The 25,443-nt window shown below is 70.3% G+C and carries 23 protein-coding genes, 1 other RNA gene and 1 riboswitch; of the genes, 11 read left to right on the top strand and 13 right to left on the bottom strand.

Features of this window, described 5'->3' with window-relative positions; translation table 11 throughout:
* Window positions 1–64: 64 nt before the first annotated feature.
* The 3 genes from ssrS to U4Z64_RS17300 form a co-directional block, all read right to left on the bottom strand.
* Window positions 65–246: non-coding RNA, 6S RNA (gene ssrS / locus U4Z64_RS17310), on the bottom strand.
* An 80-nt stretch (window positions 247–326) separates the two neighbouring features.
* Window positions 327–641 carry a cell division protein ZapA gene (locus U4Z64_RS17305; RefSeq protein ID WP_011885730.1) on the bottom strand — a complete coding sequence of 105 codons (315 nt, stop codon included), beginning with the start codon at window positions 639–641 and terminating at the stop codon, window positions 327–329.
* The gene (locus U4Z64_RS17300) at window positions 638–988 is read right to left on the bottom strand and encodes an ATPase (RefSeq protein WP_044845635.1); all 351 of its coding nucleotides are present in this window, start codon (window positions 986–988) and stop codon (window positions 638–640) included. Before U4Z64_RS17300 ends, U4Z64_RS17305 begins: the two co-directional genes overlap by 4 nt.
* Window positions 989–1,153: 165 nt before the next feature.
* Window positions 1,154–1,407: riboswitch (cobalamin riboswitch) on the top strand.
* 688 nt (window positions 1,408–2,095) lie between these two features.
* On the opposite strand from U4Z64_RS17300, the gene U4Z64_RS17295 reads away from it, so the two are divergent.
* From U4Z64_RS17295 to cobC, 5 genes are read left to right on the top strand one after another with little or no spacing between them, the layout of a single operon-like run.
* Window positions 2,096–3,094: an iron ABC transporter permease gene (locus U4Z64_RS17295; protein ID WP_321820560.1), complete on the top strand. Its 999-nt coding sequence runs from the start codon at window positions 2,096–2,098 to the stop codon at window positions 3,092–3,094.
* On the top strand, window positions 3,091–3,903 hold the full coding sequence (locus U4Z64_RS17290) for an ABC transporter ATP-binding protein (RefSeq protein ID WP_321820559.1): 813 nt from the start codon (window positions 3,091–3,093) through the stop codon (window positions 3,901–3,903). Before U4Z64_RS17295 ends, U4Z64_RS17290 begins: the two co-directional genes overlap by 4 nt.
* A gap of 52 nt (window positions 3,904–3,955) precedes the next feature.
* A complete protein-coding gene (cobT, locus tag U4Z64_RS17285) occupies window positions 3,956–5,011 on the top strand; it encodes a nicotinate-nucleotide--dimethylbenzimidazole phosphoribosyltransferase (protein WP_044845637.1) in 1,056 nt (351 codons plus the stop codon).
* On the top strand, window positions 5,001–5,777 hold the full coding sequence (locus U4Z64_RS17280; RefSeq protein WP_321820558.1) for an adenosylcobinamide-GDP ribazoletransferase: 777 nt from the start codon (window positions 5,001–5,003) through the stop codon (window positions 5,775–5,777). Before cobT ends, U4Z64_RS17280 begins: the two co-directional genes overlap by 11 nt.
* Window positions 5,762–6,346 (top strand): alpha-ribazole phosphatase, encoded by a 585-nt coding sequence (cobC, locus tag U4Z64_RS17275; protein WP_321820557.1) that lies wholly within the window; start codon window positions 5,762–5,764, stop codon window positions 6,344–6,346. Before U4Z64_RS17280 ends, cobC begins: the two co-directional genes overlap by 16 nt.
* Window positions 6,347–6,498: 152 nt before the next feature.
* Here the strand turns inward: cobC and U4Z64_RS17270 are convergent, their stop codons facing one another.
* From U4Z64_RS17270 to cobU, 4 genes are read right to left on the bottom strand one after another with little or no spacing between them, the layout of a single operon-like run.
* Complete coding sequence (locus tag U4Z64_RS17270; RefSeq protein WP_321820556.1) at window positions 6,499–7,410, bottom strand: cobalamin-binding protein; 912 nt, start codon at window positions 7,408–7,410, stop codon at window positions 6,499–6,501.
* Window positions 7,407–8,426, bottom strand: a complete 1,020-nt coding sequence (gene cobD / locus U4Z64_RS17265; RefSeq protein ID WP_321820555.1) for a threonine-phosphate decarboxylase CobD — start codon at window positions 8,424–8,426, stop codon at window positions 7,407–7,409. Before cobD ends, U4Z64_RS17270 begins: the two co-directional genes overlap by 4 nt.
* Window positions 8,419–9,363 (bottom strand): adenosylcobinamide-phosphate synthase CbiB, encoded by a 945-nt coding sequence (cbiB, locus tag U4Z64_RS17260; protein ID WP_321820554.1) that lies wholly within the window; start codon window positions 9,361–9,363, stop codon window positions 8,419–8,421. Before cbiB ends, cobD begins: the two co-directional genes overlap by 8 nt.
* Window positions 9,357–9,917 carry a bifunctional adenosylcobinamide kinase/adenosylcobinamide-phosphate guanylyltransferase gene (gene cobU / locus U4Z64_RS17255; protein ID WP_321804744.1) on the bottom strand — a complete coding sequence of 187 codons (561 nt, stop codon included), beginning with the start codon at window positions 9,915–9,917 and terminating at the stop codon, window positions 9,357–9,359. Before cobU ends, cbiB begins: the two co-directional genes overlap by 7 nt.
* A gap of 74 nt (window positions 9,918–9,991) precedes the next feature.
* Here cobU and U4Z64_RS17250 point away from each other — a divergent pair, with 74 nt between their 5' ends.
* The 4 genes from U4Z64_RS17250 to U4Z64_RS17235 all read left to right on the top strand — a co-directional run bounded on the left by U4Z64_RS17250 (window position 9,992) and on the right by U4Z64_RS17235 (window position 13,081).
* The gene (locus U4Z64_RS17250) at window positions 9,992–11,494 is read left to right on the top strand and encodes a cobyric acid synthase (protein WP_124571268.1); all 1,503 of its coding nucleotides are present in this window, start codon (window positions 9,992–9,994) and stop codon (window positions 11,492–11,494) included.
* Window positions 11,495–11,575: 81 nt separating this feature from the next.
* Complete coding sequence (locus U4Z64_RS17245) at window positions 11,576–11,716, top strand: hypothetical protein (RefSeq protein WP_185735533.1); 141 nt, start codon at window positions 11,576–11,578, stop codon at window positions 11,714–11,716.
* Between the two features lie 164 nt (window positions 11,717–11,880).
* Window positions 11,881–12,294 carry a DoxX family protein gene (locus U4Z64_RS17240; protein ID WP_321820553.1) on the top strand — a complete coding sequence of 138 codons (414 nt, stop codon included), beginning with the start codon at window positions 11,881–11,883 and terminating at the stop codon, window positions 12,292–12,294.
* A 127-nt stretch (window positions 12,295–12,421) separates the two neighbouring features.
* The gene (locus tag U4Z64_RS17235) at window positions 12,422–13,081 is read left to right on the top strand and encodes a ParA family protein (RefSeq protein ID WP_321820552.1); all 660 of its coding nucleotides are present in this window, start codon (window positions 12,422–12,424) and stop codon (window positions 13,079–13,081) included.
* A 208-nt stretch (window positions 13,082–13,289) separates the two neighbouring features.
* On the opposite strand, the gene panD is transcribed toward U4Z64_RS17235, so the two are convergent.
* The 4 genes from panD to U4Z64_RS17215 form a co-directional block, all read right to left on the bottom strand.
* Window positions 13,290–13,676 carry an aspartate 1-decarboxylase gene (gene panD, locus U4Z64_RS17230; protein WP_006484038.1) on the bottom strand — a complete coding sequence of 129 codons (387 nt, stop codon included), beginning with the start codon at window positions 13,674–13,676 and terminating at the stop codon, window positions 13,290–13,292.
* A gap of 41 nt (window positions 13,677–13,717) precedes the next feature.
* A complete protein-coding gene (gene panC, locus U4Z64_RS17225) occupies window positions 13,718–14,557 on the bottom strand; it encodes a pantoate--beta-alanine ligase (protein WP_321820551.1) in 840 nt (279 codons plus the stop codon).
* A 257-nt stretch (window positions 14,558–14,814) separates the two neighbouring features.
* Window positions 14,815–15,687, bottom strand: coding sequence for a segregation and condensation protein A (locus tag U4Z64_RS17220; protein ID WP_044849220.1), 873 nt, complete (start codon window positions 15,685–15,687; stop codon window positions 14,815–14,817).
* A gap of 4 nt (window positions 15,688–15,691) precedes the next feature.
* On the bottom strand, window positions 15,692–15,880 hold the full coding sequence (locus U4Z64_RS17215; protein ID WP_044849219.1) for a DUF3460 family protein: 189 nt from the start codon (window positions 15,878–15,880) through the stop codon (window positions 15,692–15,694).
* Between the two features lie 254 nt (window positions 15,881–16,134).
* Between U4Z64_RS17215 and U4Z64_RS17210 the strand changes: the two genes are divergently transcribed.
* A complete protein-coding gene (locus U4Z64_RS17210) occupies window positions 16,135–17,961 on the top strand; it encodes an autotransporter assembly complex protein TamA (protein ID WP_044849218.1) in 1,827 nt (608 codons plus the stop codon).
* 25 nt (window positions 17,962–17,986) lie between these two features.
* Window positions 17,987–22,060, top strand: a complete 4,074-nt coding sequence (locus U4Z64_RS17205) for a translocation/assembly module TamB domain-containing protein (RefSeq protein WP_321820550.1) — start codon at window positions 17,987–17,989, stop codon at window positions 22,058–22,060.
* 195 nt (window positions 22,061–22,255) lie between these two features.
* Here the strand turns inward: U4Z64_RS17205 and metG are convergent, their stop codons facing one another.
* On the bottom strand, window positions 22,256–24,418 hold the full coding sequence (gene metG, locus U4Z64_RS17200) for a methionine--tRNA ligase (protein ID WP_321820549.1): 2,163 nt from the start codon (window positions 24,416–24,418) through the stop codon (window positions 22,256–22,258).
* A 376-nt stretch (window positions 24,419–24,794) separates the two neighbouring features.
* Window positions 24,795–25,436 (bottom strand): OmpA family protein, encoded by a 642-nt coding sequence (locus U4Z64_RS17195; RefSeq protein WP_044847722.1) that lies wholly within the window; start codon window positions 25,434–25,436, stop codon window positions 24,795–24,797.
* Between the last annotated feature and the right edge of the window lie 7 nt (window positions 25,437–25,443).

Raw genomic sequence — 25,443 nt, 5'->3', positions numbered from 1 at the left:
GTGATCGACGCAGAAAGGGCTGCTACAAAAGGAAACGGCATCGGGACTTCCCGATGCCGTTGAATAGGCCCCCGCCTTGGCCGCTAGGCCGGCATCCTGAACCTGGGGTTCAGAATTGGTCGCAGTTAGCAGCACTTCGGGTACATCAGACAGAGTGACGCGCGCGCCCGTGCTACAAATTTCCGCAACCGTGCACATGGCATTGGTTCAAGGAATATATGACCTTGGCGAACCAGGCAGGGAAGCTGACTGAACTGTGTTTCGTTGCGCCAATTTGACCACCGTTGATCGCCGAGATCAAGGGGAATCGACGCATCGATCAAACGTTACTGCGTCTCGTGCTGTGCGAGCACCGCGCCGAGTTGTTCGTTCATCTGGTGCATTGTACGACGGATTTCTTCCGCCGGAAATGCTTCACCGTGACGCACGCTCGTTTGCAGCCGCAGCAATTCGCTCGCGAGCGACAGCGCGGCCATGACCGCGATGCGGTCGGTGCCGCGCACCGAGCTGTTCGCGCGGATCTTCGACATTTCTGCGTCGACGCGTGCGACGGCCTCGAGCAGCGCCGCTTCGGTCTCGGCCGAACAGGCGAGCCGATAGGGCTGACCGAGAATCGAGACTTCGATCTGCTTGGTGCTCATGCATGTTCTCCGTGGCTGGCCGCGTCGTCGCTGTCCGTGCGCGCCTGCGCATCCAGCAGGTCGAGCTGGTTGTCGGCTTGCTCCGCGCTCTTCGTGCGCGGCAGCTTTTCGAGAATCGCATTCAGTTTGACCTGGGCGTCGTCGATCTTTGCCGACAGCGTGTCGCGCTCGGCCGCGAGCGCATTGCGTTCGTCGCGCAGTTGCGCGAGTTCCGCGCGGACCGTGTCCGCTTCCGCGCGCAATTGCGCGACCTGCTCCTCGAGCGCGAGCCGTTCCGAGTGATAGCGCTTGTTCAGCGAGATCAGACGGCCAATATTTTGAGATAAAGTTTCGAGTTCGTTGAGCATTTGCTGCGTCCTCTAAAGACCCAGCATTTTAGCGCGGAATAACGCGCATTCCGACATCTGTAACGTTTCCAGTCGTAACACCCCCGCTTCTTGCCGCGAATACACGGGTCCGGCACGTGTTCCGCATGCGTCCGGACGCTTCCTTGACGCTCGCGCGGCCCGCTCCTAAACTGGCGCCGCCTCGGTGCTCGCGCGTGCGTCGCGCGGTTAAACGGGAAGCAGGGCGCGTGCTCCGCCCGGAGTTCGCCAACCTGCGCTGCCCCCGCAACGGTAAGCGGCCGCGTCGCATGACGCAGGCCGGCTCGGGCGCGTTTCGCGTGCAGGTCGCACGCTGGCGCGGGCCACTGCGCGTGATACGCGCGGGAAGGCGAGCCGGTACGCCGCCAGCCCGGATACCGGCCGAGGCGAGGAGCCTGCACGGCTTCATGACGCGCGGCCTGCGGGGAAGCGGGGCGCGCAGTGCTTCACGGGACTTGTCTTCGATGCTGACCCCAATCGTCCGCACGGCGTGCGGCGCACGCTGCGGAATGTCGCCTGCCGCCATCGCGCGGAGCGCGGCGCACGCCGATTCGTCCGGATCGGCGACGACGCCGGTCGTCGCGGCACCGCGCCCGGTCGCTTGGCGCGACGCTGTCCCCTTGCTGCCGGCCGCCGCGGTTGCCGCACCGAGCGTGCCTGACGGTGACGCAAGCGCGATGCCGATCGACCCGCTGCGGCGGCTTCCACTATATTGCGCAGAACGTGGGCCGCGCGAGGATGCGGCGCGACGGATCGCGCGCGTGTCACGTCGGTGCGACCGGCACGCGGCCGGCCGCCGCATCGCGGGGACCCGGGCGACGAAATGCGGAATCCGGGTGCCGATCGTCGCGCGCGGTATGGGGCGTCGTCGGCCGTGAATCATGCGTCATGCCGCGCATGGCATCCTGGCCGTGCGTGCGATGACATCACCGGGCACGGTTCGTCCGTGCACGCATCAACAACCTGTTCGACGAGGATGACGAGCTTGCGTATGCCTACGACACGCCGGAGCGCGACGCCGGTGCCGCGGCCGGCCGGCCATGACGGTCAGCGAAAGCGTCACGCGTCATGCGCGATGCCGTGCGGCGCATGAGCGCCGCGCGTGCCGCCGCGATCTGGGCCGCGCTCGCGGCCGCGGTCGCGTTGCTGTTCGTCGCGTCGCTGTCGATCGGCAGCGTGCCGATGTCGCCGTGGCAGGCGCTCGCGTCGCTCGCGCCGCACGGCGGCGACGCACTGCTCGCCGACATCGTGCGCACGTTGCGGCTGCCGCGTGCGCTCGCGGGCTTCGCGTGCGGCGCGCTGCTCGCGCTGGCCGGTGCGCTGCTGCAGGTGCTGTTGCGCAATCCGCTCGCGGAGCCGTACGTGCTCGGCGTGTCGGGCGGCGCGGCCGGCTTCGCGCTCGTCGCGATGATCGCGGGCGCCGCGTGGTGGCTCGTCGATGCGGCCGCGTTCGCCGGCGCGCTCGTGTCGGTCACGCTCGTGCTCGGGCTTGCGCGCCGCGAACTGTGGCGCGGCGATGCGCGCGACGCGTCGCCGCGGCTGCTGCTCACGGGGGTCGTGATCGCGGCCGGGTGGGGCGCGCTCGTCACGCTGCTGCTGTCGCTCGCGCCCGACGCGCGGCTGCGCGGCATCATCTTCTGGCTGACGGGCGATCTGAACGGCGTGACGGCGCCCTGGTTCGCATGGGGCGCGCTGCTGCTGGCCGTCTGCGTCGCGCTGCCGGCCGCGCCGCAACTCAACGTGCTGCTGCGTGGCGACGCGACCGCGCTCGCGCTCGGCGTGCCGGTCGCGCGGTTGCGCATGCGGATCTACCTCGTCGCGTCGCTGGCCGCCGCGGCCGCGGTGACGACGGCCGGCACGATCGGTTTCGTCGGCCTCGTCGTGCCGCACGCGCTGCGGCTCGCATTCGGCAACGACCAGCGCATGCTGCTGCCCGCCGCGATGCTCGCGGGCGGCGGCGGCGTGATGGCGGCCGACCTGCTCGCGCGCACCGCCATCGCGCCCGCGCAATTGCCGGTCGGCGTGATGACCGCGTTGATCGGTGTGCCGGTGTTCCTGTGGATGTTGCTGAGGAGACCGATGCGATGACGCATGCCGCACCGCACACCGCCGGCGACATGACCTATGCGGCGGTCGACCTCACGCTGAGGGCCGGCGCACGGACCCTGCTCGACGGCTTCACGCAGGCGTTTCGGCCCGGCGAGATCTGGTGCGTCGCGGGGCCGAACGGCGCCGGCAAGACGACGCTGCTCGCGACGCTCGCGGGCCTGCAGCGGCCGGCCGGCGGGCAGGTCGAGATCGACGGCCGGCCGCTCGCCGCGTGGCCGCCCGAACAGCTCGCACGGCGCCGCGCGCTGATGCCGCAGCAACTGCACGACGCTTTCAGCGCGACGGTATTCGACACTGTGCTGCTCAATCGCTTTCCGTATCTCGGCGGCTGGGGCTGGGAGCGCGAGGCAGACCGCGCGGCCGCGCGCGACGCGCTCGCGACGTTCGGGCTGAGCGCGCTCGCGTCGCGCGACGTGCTGTCGCTGTCGGGCGGCGAGCGGCAGCGTGTCGCGCTGGCCGCGACGCTGTGCCAGGACGCGCCGCTGATGCTGCTCGACGAACCGCTCGCCCATCTCGACCTGCATCACCAGATCGACGGCCTGACCGCGTTGGCCGCGTGGCTCGACGCGGGCCCGCGCACGGTGCTGTTCTCGTGTCACGACCTGAATCTTGCGCGGCGTTTCGCGACGCACGCGCTGTTGCTCGACGGCCGCGGCCATGCGTGGGCGGGCCCCGTGCTCGACGTGCTGACGCCGGCGCGCGCGAGCGACGCGTTCGGCTATCCGCTCGTGCTGATTCGCGAGAACGGCCGCGATGCGCTGCTGCCCGCGTGGCCCGAGCGACGATGAACTTCCTTCTTTCGATGCGCGGCAGCGGCCGCACCAACGAGGCAACCTTCCGATGACGAACCCGACCGACTTCCCGCCCGCGATCGCGCCGCTCGACGACACGCTGCGCAAGCGTCTGCAGCATGTGATCGATCACAAGACCAAGCCGCCCGGCAGCCTCGGCCAGCTCGAGGCGCTCGCGCTGCAGATCGGCCTGATCCAGCGCACCGAGCGGCCGCACGTGCAGCGTCCCGTGACGATCGTGTTCGCCGGCGACCACGGGATCGCGGCCGAGGGCGTGAGCCCGTATCCGCAGGCGGTCACCGCGCAGATGGTCGCGAACTTCCTGGCCGGCGGCGCGGCGATCAATGCGTTCTCGGGCGTCGCGCAGAGCGTGCTCGAGATCGTCGATGCGGGCGTCGCGTCGCCGCTGCCGGTGTCCGACCGGCTCGTGTCGCTGCCGGTCGCGCGCGGCACGCGCAACTTCGCGGTCGAACCCGCGATGACGCACGACGAGGCGAAAACGGCGCTCGCCGCGGGTGCCGCGCGCGTGCGCGTGCACGCGTCGCTCGGCACGAATGTGATCGGCTTCGGCGAAATGGGGATCGCGAACACGTCGTCGGCCGCGTGCCTGATGAGCCGTCTGCTCGACGTGCCGATCGACGCGTGCGTCGGGCGCGGCACGGGTCTCGACGACCAGGGGCTCGCGCACAAGCGCGCGGTGCTCGGCCGCGCGCTCGTCCGGCATTCGCATGCGATCGCGCCGCTCGACGTGCTCGCGACGTTCGGCGGCTTCGAGATCGCGATGATGACGGGCGCGTATCTCGCGGCCGCGAGCGAGCGGATGACGATCCTCGTCGACGGCTTCATCGCGACGGCCGCGTTGCTCGTCGCCGAGCGCATCGCGCCCGGCGTGCGCGACTACTGCGTGTTCTCGCATGCGTCGCACGAGGCCGGGCACCGGCGCATGCTCGAGCATTTCGGCGCGAAGCCGCTGCTCGCGCTCGACCTGCGGCTCGGCGAGGGCACGGGCGCCGCGCTCGCGCTGCCGCTGGTGCGCGCGGCGGCCGCGTTCCTCACCGAGATGGCGAGCTTCGAATCCGCGGGCGTCGACAATCGTGACGCCTGAACGCACGCAGGGCGTACGCGCCGAACTGCGCTACTTCTTCGTCGCGCTCGGCTATTTCACGCGCGTGCCGGTGCCGCGCGCGATCGGCTACGCGGCCGGCGATCTCGATCAGGCCGCACGCTACTTCCCGCTGGTCGGTGCGTGCGTCGGCGCATGGGGCGCGCTCGTCTATCTCGCGGCGCTGCGCGTGCTGCCGGCGTCGATCGCGGTCGGGCTGTCGATGGCCGCGACGCTGCTCGCGACCGGCGCATTCCACGAGGATGGCCTGGCCGACAGCTGCGATGCGTTCGGCGGCGGCTACGCGCGCGACGACGTGCTGCGCATCATGCACGACTCGCGCATCGGCACGTTCGGCGCGGCCGCGCTCGTGATCGCGCTTGGCCTGAAATGGCAGGCGCTCGCGGCCATGCCGCCGCTGCGCGCCGCGTGGACCATGATCGCCGCGCATGCGGCGAGCCGCGCGGGGGCCGTGAGCCTGCTGATGTCGCTCGACTACGTCCGGCCGGAAGGCAAGGCAAAACCGGTCGCACGGCGCATGGGCGCGCGCGCGGCCTGCGTCGTGGCCGCATTCGGGTTGCCGTGGCTGTTCTGGCCGGACTGGCGCGCGGGCGTCGCGGCCGTCGTCGCGCTCGTGCTCGTGCGCGCATGGGCGGCCCGCTATTTCGTGAAGCGGATCGGCGGTTATACGGGCGACTGCCTCGGCTTCGCGCAGCAGTTGAGCGAGCTGGCGATCTATCTCGTGGTGCTCGGATGGATCTCGTCCTGATTCGCCATCCGGCCGTCGCTGTCGAGCCGGGCGTGTGCTACGGACGCAGCGACGTGCCGCTCGCCGCACCGGCCGAGGCGGGGGAGCGGACCATGCGCGAGCGTCTGGCGGCGCTCGGGGCGCCGTTGCCCGCGCAGGTCTGGACGAGTCCGCTCACGCGTTGCGCGTCGGTCGCCGAGCGGCTCGCGCAGGCGTTCGACGTGCCGCTGCGGCGCGACGCGGGCTGGCAGGAAATGGACTTCGGCGCGTGGGAGCTGCAGCGCTGGGACGACATCGACCGCGCGGCGCTCGATGCGTGGGCGGCCGACCTGATGCATGCGTGCGCGCATGGCGGCGAGAGTGTCGCGCGGTTCGCCGCGCGCGTGGCGCGCGTGGCCGGCGAGGTCGCGCAGGCCGACGCGCCGCAATGGGCGATCACGCACGCAGGCGTGATTCGCGCCTTCGCATCGCATGCGCTGCGCGTGCCGCTCGATACGCTGCTGTCACGACCGGTACCGACGGGCGGCGTCGTCTGGTTGCGGATGGAGGATGCCGCCCGCACGTGGGAAGTCGTCCACTGGGACGCGTAGGCTGTCGCGTGCTCGTCTGACGCGCGCAAGGGCATCAGGGCCCGCAATCAGCGTCGGATGGAGGATGTCGCCCGCATGTGGGAAGTCGTCCACTGGGACGCGTAGGCTGTCGCGTGCTCGCCTGACGCGCGCAAGGGCATCGACGCCCGAAATCAGCGCGCCGGCCGCCGCGCCCGCGCCGCGTCGAGATCCTCGCACAGCGCGGCCGCGCCTCGCGCGATCCGCGGCGACGGCCGGGTCAGCAGATCGCCGTCGATCGCGAACAGGTTGTTGCGCGCCACGGCCGTCAGCGCGGGCCATGCACGCCAGCGCGCGAGGCTCGGCAGCGGCGCGTCCGAGCGTGTCGCGCCGGCGCTCGTCGTCACGATCGCTTCCGGATTCGCCGCAAGCACGGCCTCGTCGGTGACGGTCGGCGCGAGCGGCTTCAGCGCCGCGAACACGTTACGGCCGCCGCACAGCGTGACGACGTCGTTGAACAGATGCGCGCCGTTGAGCGTCGTCAGCGGCCGGTCCCATACCTGGAAGAACATCGTGACGGGCGGGCGTGCCGCGTAACGCGCGCGCAGCGCCGCGATGTCGCGCGAAAACGATGCCGCGGCCGCGTCGGCGACCGGTTCCGTGCCGAGCAGCGTGCCGAGACGGCGCAGCGACGTCGCGACGTCGTCGAGATGCTTCGGTTCGCTGAAGAACAGCGGAATGTGCAGCGCACGCAGCGCGTCGGTCTGCCGCTCGGCATTGCCGTGCCGCCAGACGACGATCAGGTCGGGCTTCAGCGCGGCGATCCGCTCGAGGTCGAGCGCCTTGTTGTCGCCGACGCGCGCCACGGCCTGCGCGGCGGGCGGGTAGTCGCTGTACGTGACCGTGCCGACCAGCTTCGTGCCGCCGCCGGCCGCGTAGACCAGTTCGGTCGCATGCGGCGCGAGGCTGATCACGCGTTGCGCCGGTGCGGGCAGCGTGACGGCATTGCCGGCATCGTCGCGGGTCGTGATGTCGGCGTGAGCGAAGGGCGCGAGCGCGACCAGCATCGCGAGCGCCGGCAGCCGGCGCAACGGGCGGGCGTTCATGCGGATGCCCGTTGCAGCGTCGGCACGCACTGCGCGAGCGCGTCGGCGACGCGCTGCCATTCGGCTTCGTTGCCCGGCAGGCCGACGCGCACGCTCGACGGTTGCGCGAAGTGCCGCGTCCAGATCCCGTGCGTGGCGAGTGCCGTATGCAGCGCGGCGGCGCGCGGGTCGTCGGTCCAGCTGAACAGCGGCGTCGCGTGCGCCGCGAAGCCATGTGCGCGCAGCAGCGCGGCGAGGCGTGCGCCGTCGGCCGCGAGCCGCTCGCGCGCGGCGGCCTGCCATGCGCGGTCGGCGAACGCGGCGGCGACCGCGTGACGCGCGGGGCCGCTGACGGTCCACGCGCCGAGCATGTCGCGCAGCGCGGCGATCAGCTCGGGACGCGCGAGCACGAAGCCCGCGCGAATGCCGGCGAGCCCGAAGAACTTGCCGACCGAGCGCAGCACGACGAGGCCCGGACGATCGGTGTACTGCGCGAGCGACGGCGTGGCGCCCGTATCCGCGAAGGCCTCGTCGACGATCAGCGTGCCGCCGCGTGCCGACAGTTGCGCATGCCAGCCGAGCAGCCGTTCGGTCGGAACGAACTCGGCAGTCGGATTGTTCGGATTCCCGACGATGACGTGATGTAGCGTCGCAGGCAACGCGTCCGAGGCGATGTCGAGCGGGACGACACGATGGCCGTGACGCGCGAAGGCAGGCGCGTATTCGCCGTACGCGAGCGGCGCGACGCCGGCGTCGCCGGCCGGCAGCAGCGCGGGCAACGCGCGGATCGCGGCCTGGCTGCCGGCGACCGGCAGCACGTGCGCGGCATCGGGTGCGCCGTAGTAGCGGGCCGCGCATGCGGCGAGCGTGTCGCCGTCGTCGGGCAGCCGGCGCCATGCGTCAGCCGGAACCGGCGGCACCGGATAGCCGACCGGATTGATGCCGGTCGACAGGTCGAGCCAGGCGTCGTGCGGAATGCCGTGGCGGCGCGCGGCTTCGTGCAGGTTGCCGCCGTGCGGGATGCGTGCGTCAGACATGATGGGTAGCGAGGATGAGTGCGCCGCTCGCGACGAGCAGTGCGAGCCACAGCGCGAGCGTGCGCGTGACGAGCGACAGCGCGGCGACGACGTGCGCGGCCGTCGCCGGTGCGCCGGTACCGAGCGCGGGACGGTCTTCGATTTCGCCGTGATAGACGGCCGGGCCGCCGAGCTGCACGTTCAGGCTGCCGGCGCCCGCGGCCATCACGGGGCCCGCGTTCGGGCTGTCCCAGTGGCGCGCCTGCGTGCGCCAGCAGCGCCACGCGGCGGCCGTGTCGCCGAGCAGCGCGTAGCTCGCGGCGGTGAGGCGTGCGGGAATCCAGTTGAGCGCGTCGTCGAGGCGCGCGGCGGCCCAGCCGAAGGTCAGGAAGCGCGGCGTTCGATAGCCCCACATCGCGTCGAGCGTGTTCGCGAGCCGGAACAGCAGCGCGCCGGGGCCGCCGGCGACGACGAACCAGAAGAGCGCGCCGAAGATCGCGTCGTTGCCGTTCTCGAGGGCCGATTCGACGGCCGCGCGCGACAGCGCGCCTTCGTCGGCTGCGCTCGTGTCGCGCGACACGATCCGTGCGGTCAGCGCGCGTGCGGCATCGAGATCGTGCCGCAGCAGCGCGGCGGCGATCGGCGCGACATGGTCGGCGAGGCTCTTCGCGCCGAGCGCGAACCACAGCAGCGCGACGTGCAGCGCGGCCGCGAGCGGCCACGGCAGCACGGCCGCGAGCCACACGGCGACGGCCACCGGCGGCACCACGGCCGCGACCCATGCGGCGACGCCGACCACGCGGCCGCGCCGGCCCGTGTTCAGCGCGCCTTCGATGCGCGCGGCAAGCCGGCCGAACGCGACGAGCGGATGCCAGCCGGCCGGTTCGCCGATCACACGATCGACGATCGCGGCCGCGACCGCGAGCATCGCGACGAGCGGCAGCGACAGCATCAGCATGACGGCGCTCCGGCCTTGAGTTCGAGCGGCAGCCCGGCGACCAGCAGCGTCACGCGCGTCGCGAGCGCGGCGACGCGCTGGTTCAGGCGCCCGAGTTCGTCGACGTAGCGGCGCGTGACCGACCCGAGCGGCACGACGCCGAGCCCGATTTCGTTGCTGACGACGATCACCTTCGCACGCGCGCCGCGCAATGCGTGCTCGAGCCGCTCGACCTGCGCCGCGTACTGCGCATCGTCGAGCGGTTCGCCGTCGAGCGGGCACAGCAGGTTCGTGAGCCACAGCGTCAGGCAGTCGACGAGCAGGCACGCGTGCGGATCGTCGAGCCGCGCGAGCGTGCCGGCGAGGTCGACGGGCGCGTCGGCGAAACCCCAGTCGGCCGGCCGGCGCGCGCGGTGATGCGCGATGCGCCGTTCGAATTCGGCGTCGGCGGCCGTCGCGGCCGCGGTCGCGATGTAGGTGACGGGGCGCCCGCTGTCGGCGGCGAGCCGCTCGGCGTGCGCGCTCTTGCCCGAGCGCGCGCCGCCGAGGACGAAGGTGAGGTCGTGCGGAATCATCGCGTGATTGTAACGGCGCGGGCGGCCGCACGCGGGCGATAATGCGCGTTTGCTTCGCCACGACTTTGCACACGATGAACGCACCCGAACCGCAGCCGCACGGCACGTTGATGATCCAGGGCACGACGTCCGACGCGGGCAAGAGCACGCTCGTCGCGGGGCTGTGCCGCCTCGCGCGCCGCGCGGGCGCGCGCGTCGCGCCGTTCAAGCCGCAGAACATGGCGCTGAACAGCGCGGTGACGGCCGACGGCGGCGAGATCGGCCGCGCGCAGGCGCTGCAGGCGCTGGCCGCCGGCGTCGCGCCGCATACGGATTTCAATCCGGTGCTGCTGAAGCCGACGAGCGACCGCGGCGCGCAGGTGATCATTCACGGCAAGGCGCGCATGAACCTCGACGCGCGTGCTTACCACGACTACAAGCCGGTCGCGTTCGACGCGGTGCTCGAGTCGTACGCGCGGCTGCGCGCCGGCTACGACACGGTGCTCGTCGAAGGCGCGGGCAGCCCGGCCGAAATCAACCTGCGCGAAGGCGACATCGCGAACATGGGCTTCGCCGAGCGCGTCGACTGCCCGGTCGTGCTGGTGGCCGACATCGACCGCGGCGGCGTGTTCGCGCACCTGGTCGGCACGCTCGCGTGCCTGTCGGACAGCGAGCGCGCGCGCGTGCGCGGCTTCGTCATCAACCGCTTTCGCGGCGACATCAGGCTGCTCGAACCGGGCCTCGACTGGCTGCGCGCGCAGACGGGCAAGCCGGTATTCGGCGTGCTGCCGTACCTGCACGGGCTGATGCTCGATGCCGAGGACATGCTGCCGTCGCAGGCGCGCAGCGCCGCTGCGCGCGGCGATGCCGGCGTGCTGCGCGTGGTGGTGCCCGCGTTGCCGCGGATCAGCAACCATACCGATTTCGACCCGCTGCGTGCGCATCCGCAGGTCGAGTTCACGTACTGGAAGAGCGGCCCGGTGCCGGACGCCGACCTGCTGATCCTGCCCGGCTCGAAGAGCGTGCAGCGCGATCTCGCGTGGCTGCGCGACGCGGGCTGGGACGCGGTGATCCGCCGGCACCTGCGCTATGGCGGCAAGGTGATCGGCATCTGCGGCGGGATGCAGATGCTCGGCCGCACGCTGGACGATCCGCTCGGCCTCGAAGGGGCGCCCGGCAGCGTGGCGGGGCTCGGGTTGCTCGATTTCGACACGACGCTGCAGCCGGACAAGACGCTGAAGAACGTGACCGGGCAGCTCGCGCTGCCGGGCGCGGCCGCGGTGCACGGCTACGAGATCCACATGGGCGACACGCGCGGGCCCGCGCTCGCGGCGCCCGCGCTGGAACTGGCGGCGGGCGACGCACCGGGCGGCGTCCGCCCGGACGGCGCACGCTCGGCCGACGGGCAGATCCTCGCGACCTACGTGCACGGGCTGTTCGACGCGCCCGACGCGTGCGCGGCACTGCTCGCATGGGCGGGGCTCGACGGCGCGGAACGCATCGACTATCCGGCGCTGCGCGAGGCGTCGCTGGAGCGGCTGGCCGATTCGTTCGCCGAGCATCTCGACCTGCGCGCGCTGTACGCCGAGTTCCGCTGACGCATGGCGTGCCGGCCTGGCATTTTGCGGCGGATCGCGTACAACTCAGATGGGCGGAGGTCCGCCCGAAGGAGCGCGACGATGAAGGGTCGATGGTGGTTGAGTGTGCTGCTCGCGGTGCTGCTGGGCGCGTCGGCGCTTGCGCACGCGTGCGATTCGTATGCACCGGGCGGCGGGCCGGCCGGTTCGGGCGACGCCGCCCAGGGCAAGAGCGGCGGCTGAGGTTCGCGGCGGGGTGCTGGCATCGGGGCATGATCGGTCATGCCCTTTTTCATGATCCGATTCGTTCCATTCGGGAATCAGTTAAAGCAGAAATGCGTGTTTATTGGTCGAAACGATTCGAATAGAGTGCGATCCATTCCCATCCACTCACGAAGGAATTCGCCATGAACCCCAATCGCCTGAACGATCTCGGCGCGACGCTGCTGCGTGTCGCACTCGGCGTGCTGTACCTCGCGCACGTCGCGCAGAAGGTGTTCGTCTTCACGCTGCCCGGCACCGCGCAGTTTTTCGCGTCCATCGGCCTGCCGGGCTGGCTCGCGTATGTCACCACCGTCGTCGAACTGGCCGGCGGCCTCGCGCTGCTCGCGGGCTTCCGCGTGCGGATCGCCGCACTCGTGCTGCTGCCGTTCATGCTCGGCGCGGTGTCCGCGCATCTGCCGAACGGCTGGAGCTTCGCGTCGCCGAACGGCGGCTGGGAATACCCGGCGTTCTGGGCCGTCACGCTGGCCGTGCAGGCGCTGCTGGGCGGCGGTGCGTTCGCGCTCGGCGAACCGCGCGCCGCGACGCGGACCGCATAAACGGGGCGGGCTTCGGCGCAACCCGTTCCGGTGACACCCCGTTTGCCGATATCATCGCTCCCTGTATCCGCAATCGAGCGGCGCCTGCCAGGGCGGCAGGCGCCGCACGGCTTTTTCGGGGGAATTCATGACGGTCATCGTGGTGGCGAATCCGAAGGGCGGCGTGGGGAAGAGCACGCTGTCCACCAATCTTGCCGGCTATTTCGCGGCGCAGGGCGCATGGGTCGCGCTCGCCGATCTGGACCGGCAGCAGTCCGCGCATGCGTGGCTCGACCTGCGGCCGGCCGGCCTGCCGCCGATCGAGGCGTGGGAGCTTGACCCGGAGGCGCCGTCGAAGCCGCCGCGCGGCCTCGAATATGCGGTGATCGACACGCCGGCCGGGCTGCACGGCAACCGGCTCAACGTCGCGCTGCAGCTCGCCGACAAGGTGATCGTGCCGCTGCAGCCGTCGATGTTCGATATTCTCGCGACCCAGCAGTTTCTGGAGCGCCTCGCCGGCGAGAAGGCCGTGCGCAAGGGCAGCGTCGAGGTCGGGATCGTCGGGATGCGGGTCGACGCGCGCACGCGCTCGTCCGACCAGCTGCACCGCTTCGTTGAAGGGCTCGGGCTGCCGGTGCTCGGCTACGTGCGCGACACGCAGAACTACGTGCAGATCGCCGCGCACGGCCTGACGCTGTGGGACGTCGCGAAGAGCCGCGTCGAGAAGGATCTCGAGCAGTGGCGGCCGATCGTCGAATGGGCCGAGCGCCGCGCGCCGAAAGCGGAGAAGGTCGCGAAGGCGTCCTGAGCGCGCGAGGCGGATGCGCGAGGCGAACCCGCGCGGCGCAGCCGGTCGAATTCGGTCGGTTCCCGCTCCAATGAAGAAGGGCCTGATGCGGCAGCGTGCCGGATCAGGCCCTTCGTACGTATGCGGCTGCGCGGCTTCGGCCGCCCCGGCGCGCGGCGCGCCGCGGCAGCGATCCGGCGCGCCGCGATGCGCCGGCCGGCCGCGTGAATCAGGTCCAGTTCTGCGTCGGCACGTGGTCGCGGTGGCCCTTGATCTTGTTGCCTTCGTCGATGAACACGAGCTTCGGCTTCCAGCCGGCCTGCAGCTCGGCTTCGTCGACCATCGCGAACGCCGCGATGATCACGAGGTCGCCGAGTTGCGCGCGGCGCGCGGCCGAGCCGTTCAGCGAAATCATCCCGCTGCCGCGCTCGCCCTTGATCGCGTAGGTCGAGAAGCGCTCGCCGTTGTTGATGTTCCAGATGTCGATCCGTTCGTTTTCGATCAGGCCCGCCGCTTCGAGCAGGTCTTCGTCGATCGCGCACGAGCCTTCGTAATGCAGCTCGCAGTGCGTGACGGCCGCGCGGTGGATCTTCGATTTGAGCATGTGGCGCTGCATGGGTTCTCCGTGATGCGTGTGAGGCGAGGGCGGGCGGCCCGTCAGATTTCCAGGTTGTCGATCAGGCGCGTCGCGCCGAGCTTCGCGGCCGCGAGCACGACGAGCGGCTCGCCGGCCTCGAGCTCGGCGGTGCTCGGCGCGATCAGGTTCGCGCGGCGGCGGATCGCGATGTAGTCGGGCGCCCAGCCGCGCTCGGCCAGGTGCGTGCGCGCGTGCTGCTCGAGCGTGCCGAGGTCGCGCTCGCCGCCGAGCACGCTGTCGCGCACGCGTTGCAGCGTCTTCGCGAGCTCGGGCGCTTCCTTGCGCTCGTCGGTCGTCAGATAGCGGTTGCGCGACGACAGCGCGAGGCCGTCCTCGTCGCGCACGGTCTCGGCCGCGATGATCTCCACCGGCAGCGCGAGCTGCTGGCACATGCGGCGCACGATCATCAGCTGCTGGTAATCCTTCTTGCCGAACACGGCGACGCGCGGCTGCACGCAGGACATCAGCTTGGTGACGACCGTGCACACGCCGGCGAAGAAGCCGGGGCGGAACTCGCCCTCGAGAATCCCGCCGAGGTCGTCGGGCGGCAGCACGCGGTACTCCTGCGGCTCCGGATACATGTCGCGCTCGGTCGGCGCGAACAGCACGTAGACGTTTTCCTTCTGCAGCTTTTCGATATCGTCCTGCAGCGTGCGCGGATATTTGTCGAAGTCCTCGTTCGGGCCGAACTGCAGCCGGTTGACGAAGATGCTCGCCACGACCGGGTCGCCGTGCTGGCGCGCGAGGCGCATCAGCGACAGGTGACCTTCGTGCAGGTTGCCCATCGTCGGCACGAACGCCGTGCGGTTCTGTCCGCGCAACTGGTCGCGCAGTTCCTGGATCGAGCTGATGACTTTCATGATCGGGTAGCGGGTTCCTCGCGCAGGCGCGCGTTGGCGCCGCAACAGCGGCGTCGGGGTCGAAGCGGAGAACGCCGGCGCGCGGGCGGCGCATCGGGCGTCGGCGGATTGTAGAGGATTTGGCCGCCGGACGCATCGAAAAAAGTACGATCGTTCACTTTTTACGCGGGCGCGCCGCAGGCAGCCCGCGCGGGCGGGGCCGGCGGCGGGATGCGGCGTGTTTCGGTGTGCGGGGTGAGGCGGGGGCGGCGGGCGCCTTACGCGGGCAGGTAGGCGAGGCGCACGTAGATCGGCGCGAACGGTTCGGGCTGCGTGATCTCGACGAGCGATTCGCGCGCGAGTTCGAGCATCGCGATGAAGTTCACGACCACGACCGGCACGCCGCGCGACGTGTCGAACAGGTCGGCGAACTCCATGAAGCGTGCGTTCTGCAGCTTGCGCAGGATCAGGCTCATGTGTTCGCGCACCGACAGCTCCTCGCGGGAGATCTTGTGGTGCTGGACGAGCTTCGCGCGCTTGAGCACGTCGGCCCACGCGGCGCGCAGGTCGTCCGAGTTCACGTCGGGAAAGCGCGGCGTGATGCTCTGCTCGATGTAGACCTCGGCGCGCAGGAAGTCGCGGCCGAGCTGCGGCAACTGGTCGAGACGTTGCGCGGCGAGCTTCATCTGCTCGTATTCGAGCAGGCGGCGCACGAGTTCCGCGCGCGGATCCTCGGCTTCCTCGCCGGTGTCGGCCTTCTTGACCGGCAACAGCATCCGCGACTTGATCTCGATCAGCATTGCGGCCATCAGCAGGTATTCGGCGGCAAGCTCGAGGTTCGACGTGCGGATCTGGTCGACGTAACCCAGATATTGCGCGGTGACCTGCGCCATCGGGATGTCGAGCACGTTGAAGTTCTGCTTGCGGATCAGGTACAGCAGCAGGTCGAGCGGGCCTTCGAACGTCTCGAGGAACACCTCGAGCGCATCGGGCGGGATGTAGAGGTCCTGCGGCAGCTTGAAGAGCGGCTCGCCGTACAGGCGTGCGAACGCCGCGACACCGTCGACCGTGTCGGGCGTCGAATCGGCGCCCGCGGGCGCGGCGATCGCGTCGTCCTGCCGGGCGGCGCTGGCCTCGTCGGCGGCGCTCACGTCGTCAGAAGTTCTGGTAGTAGACGTAGGACGTTTGCTTCACGCGCGATTCCTGCTGCTCGGCACGCTCGTCGAGGTCGATCGGCTGCTTGTCCCACAGCAGGGAGCGGCCCTTGCGCTGCTCTTCTTCGAGCGTCGGCTTCTGTTGCTTGAGCTGGTTCAGGAATTGCGTGACGTCGGACTGGTACGGCATGGCTTGGCTTTCCATTTCGGGCGGCGCACGATGCGCCGGATTCGCGATGGCGGGATTTTACCGCATCGCGGGGAACAGCCGGCGGCAATCGCGCGTCGAATCCGCTGGCCGGTGCCCGCGGCGCGACCGGCCGGGCCCGTGCGCGCGTCGTTGCGCGCAAGCGTCAAAGCGGGGCCCGCGCGGGCAGGGCCGCCGCCCTGTGGTCAAATACAGGGTTTTCCACGGAATCACGACAACCGAGGGTGAGGTCATATTTGGCGGGTCACGCGAACCAGCAAGCACACACGACGCATGAGGCGAGCCCGCGCGCGGCCCGACACCCCGGTCGTCGCGCGCGGCGCGGCGCCGGTGCGGCGGTCCGGGCAGCCCTCGTCGGCTGTCTCGCCGCGTTCGTCGTGCTGCCGGCCTACGCGAAGTACGACGTCGACATCGACGCGCCGCGCTCGATCCGCAAGCTACTCAAGACCCATCTCGACATCGCGCGCTTCGCGAAGCGCGACGACATCAGCGACGACCAGTTCGACTTCCTCGTGACCGCGACACCGCAGCAGGTGCGCGACCTGACCGCGACGGCCGGCTATTTTTCGCCGGTCGTGCGCACCGACGTGCGCACGCGCGACGGCAAGCGTGACGTGCGCGTCGCCGTCGATCCGGGGCCGCAGACCGTCGTGTCGACGGTCGACCTGACGTTCAAGGGCCCGGTCGGCACCGAGGATCCGAAGCAGGAGGCCGCGACCCGCTTCGCGTTCTCGCTGAAGCCGGGCGACCCATTCACGCAATCGGACTGGGACGTCGCGAAGGGCGCGGCGCTCAGGCAATTGCAGGCGCGCCGCTACCTGGGCGCGAAGATCGCGTCGTCGGAGGCGCGCATCGACCCGCGCACGCAGCGCGCGACGCTGGCCGTCACGTTCGACAGCGGCCCGACATTCACGATCGGCAAGGTCGATGTCGACGGCGTGCGCCGCTACCCGGAGAAGATCGTCACGAACGTCAATCCGCTGTCGGAAGGCGAGATCTACGACGTGCAGCGGATCACCGAGCTGCAGCGGCAACTGCAGAACACGCCGTACTACGCGAGCGTCGCGATCGACGTCGGCGACGATACGTCGAAGCCCGAGCGTACGCCCGTGCACGTGAAGGTCAGCGAGTTCCCGTACAACAACATTCGCGGCGGCGTCGGCTACGCGACCGATACGGGCCCGCACGTGCAGGGCTCCTACACGTATCTCGACACGTTCGGCGCCGCGTGGCCGTTCACCGTGTCGGGCCGGCTCGACCAGATCCAGCAGTACGGCCAGGTCCAGCTGTCGATGCCGCCCGGCGCGAAAGGGTGGACCAACAGCGTGCTCGCGTCGTACACGAACACCAACGTGTCGGACACGCGCATCTACAGCGCGCGGGTCGGCGTGCAGCGCACGCGCACCGGCCAGTTCATCGACTACGCGTACTCGCTGATGTTCTACCAGGACCGGCTCGACCAGAACGGCGCCGGCCCGACCACGAGCCGCGCGCTGGTGCCGCAGTGGGCATGGACGCGCCGCAACGTCGACGATCCGCTGTTCCCGCGCTCGGGCAACCTGATCCACGCGGAGGCCGGCTTCGCGATCAAGGGCGTGTTGACCGACCAGACCTTCATCCGCGGTTACGCGCGCGGCCAGCAGTACGTGCCGGTCGGCAAGCGCGACCTGTTCGTGTTCCGCGCGGAGCTCGGCGGCGTGTTCACGAGCGGCAGCTCGACCGGCGTGCCGGCATCGCTGCTGTTCCGCGCGGGCGGCTCGAACTCGGTGCGCGGCTACGGTTACCAGAGCATCGGCAACAGCGTCGCCGGCTCGGTGCTGCCGACCAAGTACCTGATGACGGGCACCGCCGAATACCAGCACTGGTTCAACCGCGACTGGGGCGCCGCGACCTTCTTCGACATCGGCACCGCGACCGATGCGTGGGGCGAGCGCGTGTTCTACCCGGGCGTCGGCATCGGCGCGCGCTGGCGCAGCCCCGTCGGCCCGATCAACGTCGACGTCGCGTACGGACTGCGCAACCACAGCGTGCGCCCGTACCTGACGCTCGGCATCGCCTTCTGACCTTGTTGCACGAGCCACGAACCGCATGACGAAGGACCCGAACGACACGCCGCCGCCGAACGATCCGGACTCGCCCGAGCGCGCGCCCGGTGCGCCGCCGCGCGGGCTGCGGCGTGCGCGTGCGGGCCGGATCGTCGCGTGGACGCTCGTGACGGCCGTGCTGCTCGTCGTGCTGGCGGCCGGGCTCGTGCTGGCCGCGGCGACGACCGAGCGCGGCACGCGGCTCGCGTGGCAGACGGCCGTGCGCGTACTCGGCGGCCGGCTGGCGGGCACGCTGGACGGCGGCGCGCTCGCGACCGGCGTGCGGCTGCGCGGCTTCGCGTGGACGAGCCCCGGCGGCACGAGCACCGAAGTGCGGATCGACCGGCTCGACGGCCGCTGGGGGCTGACCCGCGCGCCGTGGCGGCTGTCGGTCGCTTACCTGCGCGCGGGCACGGTCGACGTGCGGATCGTGCCGGGGCCGTCGAAGCCGGCCGCGACGCCGCAGGACCTGAGCCTGCCGCTGCAGTTGCGGATCGACGACCTGCGTGTCGACCACCTGGCGATCCACGAAGGCGCATCGACGACGCAGCTCGACCATCTCGCGCTGAACGGCCGCAGCGACGGCCGTCACCATGAACTCGCACTCGACGGCGTCGACACGCCGTACGGCGCGCTGACCGCGCGCGCGAAGCTCGACGGCGTGAAGCCGTTCGCGCTGACGGGCAATGCGACCTACGTGGGCAAGCTGGCCAACGAAGCGGTCAACGCGAGCGCGAACGTATCGGGTTCGCTCGACGCGCTCGTCGCCGACGTGACCGCGAGCGGGATGAAGCTGAACGGGCGCGCGCACGTCGAGGCCGCGCCGTTCGGCACGGTGCCGCTCACGCGCGCGTCGCTCGCGTTCGATCACGTGAACCCGCAGGCGATCGCGCCGGGCGCGCCGGCCGCCGATCTCGCGGTGCGCGCGGAGCTGGCGCCCGTGACAGCGCCGGCCGGCACTGCCCCGGCGAAGGGGTTCGCGGTGACCGGCCCCGTGTCGATCGTCAACGCGAAGCCCGGCACGCTCGGCGAGCACCTGCTGCCGGTCGTCGACGCGCATGCGATCGTCAATCTCGACGCGCACGCGCAGCGAATCGACGGCCTCGCGCTGCAACTGATCCGCGACGGCAGCGTGACCGGCAACGGCACGCTGACGGGCGGCAAGGGCCGCTTCGACCTGAAGGTCGCGAATCTCGACCTGAACGCCTTCGTTGCCGAGTTGCGGCCGATGCGCCTGGGCGGGCCGCTCGGCGTGACGCTCGCCGGCGACGTGACGACCGTCGACTTCGACCTGAACGATCCGAAGCTCGCGCTCGGCGCGCGTGCGAAGGTCGCGCTGACGCCGCAGCAGACGGTGCTGACCGATGCACGCGTGACGGCGGGCAAGGGCCGTATCGACCTGACCGGCGTGTTCCGTCACGACGCGCATTCGAGCTACGACGCGAAGGCGACGCTGACCGCGTTCGATCCGCTGCTGCTCGCGGCGATGGGCGCGCCGAAGGCCGGTAGCGGCAAGCCGGCGGCAAAAGTGGCCAAAACAGCGACCAAAACCGCCGCCGCGGCCAAGGCGCCCGCGAGGCGCGGCGAGACGCGCGTATCGGGCACGCTGACGGCATCCGGCGCGTTCGCGCCGCAGGTATCGACGAAGGCGACCTTCAAGCTCGGCGACAGCCTGTACGACGGCGTGCCGCTGACCGGCGCGGGCGTCGTGCAGTTCGCCGGCTCGCGGATCCTGCCGAGCAATGCGACGCTGTCGATCGCGGGCAACCACGTCGACCTGCGCGGCAGTTTCGGCGCGCCGGGCGACCGGCTGCGCTTCGTCGTCGACGCGCCGGAGCTCGACCGGCTCGGCTTCGGCGTGCAGGGGCTCGTGCAGGCGCAGGGCGAGCTGACCGGCAGCTTCGCGCATCCGAACGTCACGGCCACGTACAAGGCCCAGCACGTCGTGGTCGGCTCGAACCGGATCGGTGCCGCGCAGGGGCGCGCCGACATCCGCGACGGCGCGCACGGCGCGCTCGTATTCACGGCCGACGCGACCGACATCGCACTCGGTTCGCTGCAACTGAAATCGCTGCGCGCGAACCTCGACGGCACGCGCGCGAAGCACACGCTCGACGCGTCGGCGATGGGGACGGCCGGCGGCCGCGTGATCGACCTGACGCTCGCGGCGAACGGCGGCGTGGTCGAGAGCCGCGACGGAACGCGCTGGGACGGCACCGTCACGCGCCTCGCGAATCGCGGCACGCCGGCGGTGGCGCTGCAGGCGCCGCTTGCGGTGTCGGCCGGCGCCGGCCGCGTGACGCTCGGCGCGACGCGGCTCACGCTCGAAGGCGCGGCGATCGACCTGAAGTCGTTCGTGTTCGACCACGGCCAGATGCGCTCGGCGGGCGCCGTGCGCGATGCATCGGTCGCCCGTTTCCTCGAGATCCGCCAGGAACTGACGGGCCAGCGGCCGCCGGTGCGCACCGACGTCGTGCTCGATGCCGACTGGGATTTCTCGCTCGGCGCGAACGCGACGGGCTACGTGCAGGTGAAGCGGCGCGGCGGCGACGTGACGATCGAGACCGGGCGCGGTATCGCGTCGCTCGGGCTGACCGACCTGTCCGCGCGCGCGAGCTTTGCGCCCGGCAACCGGCTCAACGTGGTGGCGCTCGCGAAGGCGAACCGGGTCGGCACGCTCGACGCGAACGTCACCGTGCCGTTCGCGCTGCGCGACGGCGTGTTCGGCGTCGTCGACGACGGCCCGCTGTCGGGCCGCATCGACGCCGACATTCCGTCGCTGAAGGCGACCGGCAACCTGTTCGGGCCGAGCTACCTGCTCGGCGGGCGCGCGGCGTTGAAGCTGACGGTCGCGGGCACGCCGGTGAAGCCGAACGTGTCGGGGATGCTGACCGGCGACGACCTGTCCGCGACGCTCGTCGATCAGGGCGTGCAGCTGAAGGACGGCATCGTGCGCGTGAAGCTCGCGGAGAACCTCGTCGAATTCCAGCAGGTCGAGTTCCACGGCGGCGACGGCACGCTGCGCGCGATCGGCCGCGTACGTCTCGACGGTGAGGCGCCCGACCTGACCGCGAGCATCGTCGCGGACAAGCTCGAGCTGTTCGCGGCGCCGGATCGCAAGCTGTCGCTGTCGGGCAAGGCGACCGTCGCGAACGACGGGCCGCGCGGCGCACTGTCGATCGACGGCAAGTTCGTCGTCGACCGCGCGCTGTTCGACCTGCCGGAGGAGTCGGCGCCGCACCTGTCCGACGACGTCGTGATCGTGCGCCCGGACGGCACGGTGCGCGGCGACGTGCAGACCGGTACGGCGGTCGCGAAGCCGCAGAAGGTCGAGGACAAGCCGGCGCCGTCGCTCGCGCCGCGCGCGAACATCGACATCGGGCTCGGCAACAACTTCCGCTTCAAGGGCCACGGCGCGGATCTCGGCCTGCGCGGCACGATCACCGTGATGAGCGCGCCGGGCGTGCCGCTGCGCGCGGTCGGCAACGTGCGCGTGACGGAAGGCTCGACGTATACGTCGTTCGGCCGCAAGCTCGCGGTCGAGAACGGCTTCTTCACGTTCAACGGTCCGGTGTCGAATCCGGGCGTGAACATCCTCGCGATGCGGCGCAACCAGGAGGTCGAGGCCGGCGTGCAGGTCACCGGCACGATCCAGTCGCCGACGGTCAAGCTCGTGTCCGAGCCGAACGTCACCGACAACGAAAAGCTGTCGTGGCTGCTGTTCGGGCACGGCACCGACCAAGGCAACAACGTCGGCCAGCAGAACGCGATGACGGCCGCGCTCGGGCTGCTTGGCAGCGCGACCGGCAAGCGCGTCGCGCAGAGCATCGGTCTCGACGAATTCTCGATCGGCCGCAGCGACGTCGGCCTGACCGATGCGCAGGTCGTGCAGATCTCGAAGGCGATCAACGAGCGCTTCGTGCTCGGTTACGAGCAAGGGCTGCAATCGGCGAGCAACGCGTTCAAGGCGACGATCAACCTGACGCGCTTCTGGTCGGTGTCCGCGTACGGCGGCACGTTCCAGGGCGTCGACCTGAACTACACGCGGCGTTTCGATCGCTGGTTCGGCCAGCGGTGACGAAGCGGGCGCCCGGCCGGTCGGCCACGCGCGCCGGCGCCCCGGTTCGCGCGTGCGCACGCGCCGAAGCCTGCCCGCGCAGCGGCGAGCGTCACGCCGACCTGCAACCACCGGCCGCAGCGCCGCTCGCTGCCGCCCATGAAAAAGCCCCGCACGTGGTGCGGGGCTTCTCGTGCAAGCAGCGGCGCGTGCGGCTTACTTCACGCGCATGCCGGGCTTCGCGCCGCTGTGCGGCTCGAGGATGTAGAGGCCCGGCTCGGCCTTCTCGTCGGCCGCCGACGCGGCGAGCACCATCCCTTCGGACAGCCCGAACTTCATCTTGCGCGGCGCGAGGTTCGCGACCATCACCGTCAGCTTGCCGACGAGCTGCTCGGGCTGGTACGCGGACTTGATGCCCGAGAACACGTTGCGGGTCTTTTCCTCGCCGACATCGAGCGTGAGCTGCAGCAGCTTGTCGGAGCCCTCGACGGCCTGGCACGCGACGATCTTCGCGATGCGCAGGTCGATCTTCGCGAAATCGTCGATCGAGATCGGACCGTCGTCGGCGCCGTTCGCCGCAGCCACCTTCGCGTTCGCCTTCGCGTTTTTCGCGTCCTTCGCGGCGTTGGCGGCGGTTGCCCCCGCGGCAGCGGCGCCGGCGGCCTCGGCCTGCAGCGAATCGCGGTTCGCGGCGAGCAGCGCGTCGATCTGCTTCGGATCGACCCGCGTCATCAGGTGCTGGTACGCCTTGATCGGCTGCGCGGACGACAGCGGCTTCGCGGCGTCGGCCCACGTGAGCGGCGCGATCCCGAAGAAGGCCTCGACGGCTTCGGCCACGCGCGGCATCACCGGCTTCAGCGCGAGCGACAGCAGGCGGAACGCCTCGAGGCTCACGCTGCAGGTTTCGTGCAGCGCGACCGCATTGGCCGGATCCTTCGCGAGTTCCCACGGCTTCGCGCCGTCGACGTACGCGTTCACTTCGTCCGCGAGCTCCATCGTCTGGCGCAGCGCGCGGCTGTATTCGCGCGCTTCATAGTGCGCGGCGATCACCGGAATCGCATCGCGCAGCGTCGCGACGAGCGGATGGTTCATCGCGCTGTCCTGCACGCGGCCGTCGAAACGCTTGAGCAGGAAGCCGGCCGCGCGGCTCGCGATGTTCACGTACTTGCCGACGAGGTCGCTGTTCACGCGCGCCTGGAAATCGTCGAGGTTCAAGTCGATGTCTTCCATCGTCGCGTTCAGCTTCGCGGCGAAGTAGTAGCGCAGCCATTCCGGGTTCAGGCCCGTGTCGATGTAGCTCTGCGCGGTGATGAACGTGCCGCGCGACTTCGACATCTTCGCGCCGTCGACCGTCAGGAAGCCGTGCGCGAACACGTTGGTCGGCGTGCGATGGCCCGAGAACTCGAGCATCGCCGGCCAGAACAGCGTGTGGAAATACAGGATGTCCTTGCCGATGAAGTGGTACTGCTCGGCCTTCGTGCCCGGGCGGATCCACGCATCGAAGTCGATGCCGTTGCGGTCGCACAGGTTCTTGAAGCTCGCGTAGTAGCCGACCGGCGCGTCGAGCCACACGTAGAAGTACTTGCCGGGCGCGCCCGGGATCTCGAAGCCGAAGTACGGCGCGTCGCGCGAGATGTCCCAGTCGGCGAGCTTGGCCTCGCCGGCGTCGCCGAGCCATTCGCGCATCTTGTTGGTCGCTTCGGGCTGTGCGAGGCCGCTGACCCATTCGCGCAGGAACGACTCGCAGCGCGGGTCCGACAGGCGGAAGAAGTAGTGCGTCGACGTCTTGCGCACCGGCGTCGCACCGGACACGACCGAGTACGGGTTCAGCAGTTCGGTCGGCAGGTAGGTCGAGCCGCACACTTCGCAGTTGTCGCCGTACTGGTCCTTCGCGTGGCACTTCGGGCATTCGCCCTTGATGAAGCGGTCCGGCAGGAACATTTCCTTGACCGGGTCGTACGCCTGTTCGATCTCGCGCTCGGCGATCAGGTCGTTTTCCTTCAGCGCGAGGTAGATCTTCTCGCTCAGCACGCGGTTCTCGTCCGAGTCGGTCGAGTAGAAGTTGTCGAACGACACGCCGAAGCTGTCGAAGTCGCGCTTGTGCTCGGTCCACACGCGCTCGATCAGCTGCTTCGGCGTCAGGCCTTCCTTCTCCGCGCGCAGCATGACCGGCGTGCCGTGCGTGTCGTCGGCGCCGATGTAGTAGACCTCGTGACCGTGCATTCGCAGCGTCCGCACCCAGATGTCGGTCTGGATGTACTCGACCAGGTGGCCGATGTGGATCTGGCCGTTGGCATAGGGCAGTGCGGACGTAACGAGGATCTGGCGGCTGCCTTGCGGCGCCGCAGCCTGCACGGAAGTGAGGTCGGATGCGGACATAGGGTCTGTAGAAGAACGGCGGAAACGACGGAAACTGCGATTCTAGCAGGGGCGCGGGCAGGTCAGCCGGCGCGGGCGCCGTGGATCGGGCGCCGGAAGGGGCGGGGCCGCGGCGGCGGCGTGCCAGGCGGTGCGATGCTGCGATGCAGCAGGCGAATTCCGGGCAAAAAAAACCGGGGCGAATTCGGCCCCGGAGCAACAACGACAAGAGGAGAATGGTGACGCGCCGGCAGCGCCAGCCGCGTACCGTAAAGACAGACCGCGGGTCGCGACAGAAGTTCGAAATTTTTTTCGATTTGTTACGGAGCCCGCGGGAAGCCTTGTGCGGCGGGGCCGCGCGCCCGGCGCGCGACCCCGTTTCCTCTCGCGACGATGCTTACTGCTGGGCTGCGCGCAGGTAGATCTCGACGCGGCGGTTTTGTGCGCGTCCGGCTTCGGTCGCGTTGTCCGCGATCGGGTTCGACGGGCCCATGCCCTGTGCCGCCAGGCGACCGCCGGCGACGCCACGCTGCACCAGCGCGTTGACGACGCTCTGCGCACGGTTCTGCGACAGCGTCTGGTTCAGCTGCTGCGAACCCGTGCTGTCCGTGTAGCCGACGACCGATGCCGTCACTTGCGGGTTCTGGTTCAGCGTCGTCGCCAGGTCGTTCAGCAGCGGCGTGAAGGCCGGCGTGATCGCGTACTGGTTGGTCGCGAACGTCACCGAGCTCGGCACGTTCAGCTTCAGCGAGCCGTCCGGCTGCTCGGTCACCTGCGTGCCCGTCTTGGCTGCCGACGGCGCGAGCTTGTTCTTGATCGCCTGCCAGTTGTAACCCGTCACGCCGCCGACCAGTGCGCCGACGCCCGCGCCGATCGCCGCGCCCTTGCCGCCGCCGGCCAGCGCGCCGATGCCTGCGCCCAGCGCTGCGCCGGTGCCGGTCCCGACGGCCGTGTTGTTGCCTTGCTGCGTGGCGCAGCCTGCCAGCAGTGCGCCGGCCAAGGCGAAGACGGACAGGCGAGTCGCGATTTTCATGTTCATCTTGAAT

This window comes from Burkholderia sp. BCC1996 (assembly GCF_905339955.1).
Lineage (GTDB): Bacteria > Pseudomonadota > Gammaproteobacteria > Burkholderiales > Burkholderiaceae > Burkholderia.
Note: the sequence above shows the minus strand (reverse complement) of the source record. Positions and strands in the feature narration are given on the sequence as shown.